The organism is Sporolactobacillus vineae DSM 21990 = SL153 (assembly GCF_000377985.1).
Taxonomy (GTDB): Bacteria; Bacillota; Bacilli; order Bacillales; family Sporolactobacillaceae; genus Sporolactobacillus; species Sporolactobacillus vineae.
The window spans coordinates 1-2,623 of the sequence record NZ_KB899078.1 but is presented as its reverse complement, the minus strand read 5'-3'; the positions used below and the strand labels follow the sequence as shown (position 1 = coordinate 2,623).

Annotated in this window: 1 protein-coding gene; it reads left to right on the top strand. The window is 46.8% G+C overall.

Annotated features, from left to right (window positions below; all coding sequences use genetic code 11):
• Window positions 1–639: 639 nt before the first annotated feature.
• Window positions 640–2,274 carry a methionine--tRNA ligase gene (gene metG, locus D889_RS0114695; protein ID WP_010632952.1) on the top strand — a complete coding sequence of 545 codons (1,635 nt, stop codon included), beginning with the start codon at window positions 640–642 and terminating at the stop codon, window positions 2,272–2,274.
• Window positions 2,275–2,623 lie beyond the last annotated feature (349 nt).

The following is a 2,623-nucleotide window of genomic DNA, read 5'->3' as shown; positions in this document are numbered from 1 at the left end:
ACGCACCCCCCTCAGATTAAAGTCGCTTAAAACAGGAGACCTGGCCAAACAAGTGCGGGGCATTGACAGTTTCGTTCATATCAGTTGCTCCTATTGGGGTTAAAGTTGCTCCTATTTGGATAAAATTGATTCGGTGACGCTATGGAGAGCCAACTGAAAATTTTCTCAAGCGGAACGTGAGTTTCTGATTAGGCTGAGAACGACCGTACTTTGAAGCAGACCCATCAAACGCAACAAGAGGGATTAATTATTCGATTGATCCTGTTCGTCTGCCTTGCACCATGCCGACAAAATACATATACTATTTTTAACGAATATGACTTGCGATGACGAGAAGAAGTAGGCGGAAGAATTCTCCACAGAGAGCTTCGTGTTGATGAGAGAAGCAGAATTCCAGGCTGAAGCATGGCCTCTGAGCATCCGCACCGATCCGCTTATATAGCGGCCAGGCTGCGGACGGGCGGAACCCGGTTAAGAGAACCCGAGTATCGAGCAGACGCTCCGTACTTGCTGAGGTCAGCGATGCGAGTCGCTGATGAATTAAGGTGGCAACACGTGGATACACATCCCCGTCCTTATACATGAAACAGGTATAAGGACGGGGATTTTTTCAGCTTTAAATAAAAGGAGTGAAGCCGAATGGCAGTATTGATTGCAGGTGCATGGCCTTATGCGAATGGAGATCTTCATCTGGGTCATTTATCAAGCCTGATCCCGGGGGATTGTCTGGCGCGTTATTTCAGGCAGAAGGGAGAAAAGGTTCTCTATGTTTCCGGAAGTGACTGCAATGGTACACCGATCACCATTCGTGCCAGGCAGGAAGGCGTTTCACCGAAAGTTATTGCCGATCGTTACCATGATTCCTTCCAGCGATGTTTTGATCAATTAGGTTTCACCTTTGATTGTTACACGCGAACAGATACATTGCTGCATCATGAGGTTGTCCAAAAGATTTTCAAAACATTATATGACCGCGGCTTCATCTACCATAAACAGACCAAGCAGATGTACTGCAGCCACTGCGCGCAGTTCCTGCCTGACCGCTATGTCGAGGGACTATGTCCTCATTGCGGGGCGCATGCCCGCGGCGACCAATGTGATGCGTGTTCGACAATTCTTGACCCGGTCGATCTTCTTGAGCCAACCTGTAAACTGTGCGGACACACACCGGAGCTGCGTCAGGTTGAGCATCTTTATTTTGCGCTCAGTCAGTTTCAGCCGCAGCTTGAACAACTTTATGTGCGTGCAAAAAAGAACAACGACTGGCGGGAAAACGCGCTCAATTTGACTCGCCGCTATCTTGATGAAGGACTTCAGGATCGCGCAGTGACCCGTGACTTGCCGATTGGTGTCAGCGTCCCCATCAAAGGCTTTGAGGACAAAAAAGTCTATGTGTGGATTGAGGCGGTGTCCGGCTATTACTCAGCAAGTGTCCGCTGGGCTAGGGAACACCATAAAGATATCTCCGAATTCTGGAGGAAGGATACCGTTTTCTACTATATTCAGGGGAAAGACAATGTTCCTTTTCACACGATTATTTGGCCGGCCATTCTGCTTGGGACAGGAATAAACGCATTGCCGACCCATCTCGTCGCCAACGAGTACGTCACCCTTGAACACAAGAAATTGTCCACCAGCCGTAACTGGGCAGTCTGGGCACCTGATATTTTGAAACGTTATGATCCGGATAGTATCCGTTACTTTTTAATCATCAATGCACCGGAAACCCATGACGCTGATTTTTCCTGGAAAGCGTTTATCGAAAGCCATAATGGGGAACTGCTCGGAGCTTACGGTAATTTTGTCAACCGAACGCTCAAATTCATTGAAAAGCTGCCTGAATTTAAACTAGACAATGCCCAGGTTGATGCAGAAATTTTACAGGAGACTCAGGCACTCTACGGCAGAGTGGGCCAGCTGATCGAGTCGGCCCATCTGAAGGCAGCGCTCAGTGAACTTTTTTCGTGGATTCGCCGCTTGAATAAATACTTTGACGAACAAAAACCATGGCAGAGGATTCAGGATGCCCCCTTTAATGCTTACGCGACATTGAATACGTGTTTGTTCAGCATTGCCAATCTGGCACAGATGCTCGCCCCATTCCTGCCGTTTTCAAGTCGTAAACTTGGCAAAGCACTGCACCTCCGCACTTTAAAATGGGAGATAATCCATTGCCCGGAAAAGCGTCCGGAACCTCTGGATCCTCTGTTTGCGCGTATTGATCCCGCACAAATTCAGGTCGAACGTGAGAGGCTGGAACAACAGATCAGATAGACTGCGGATTGTTTTGATGGAGGACAGAAAAGAGGACACTTTTTGTGGAGACAATGACTTACCACAAAAGGTGTCCTCTTTCCTGTCTGCATATTGACTGAATACATCATTAGCCAATGATAATGATTACGACTCCATCTGTGGACATTGTCGAACATCTCCTTTTTTGATTTCATTTAGTAGCATATATTTTTCAGGGTAAGTAATTTTTATATTTTCGTATACGATAGCAAAATTTTCGTATATGACAAATTAGTTAAGTCCTTATAATTGTGTAAAAAGGGTTATCTGAATATGGGAAAATGAGCAGGTATTCTGTTTCTCTGGAGGGGGCTGGCCAGCCCCCTCC

Excerpts from the sequence above, each read along its gene's own strand:
- metG (WP_010632952.1), top strand. The coding sequence starts at position 640 with ATGGCAGTATTGATTGCAGGTGCATGGCCTTATGCGAATGGAGATCTT.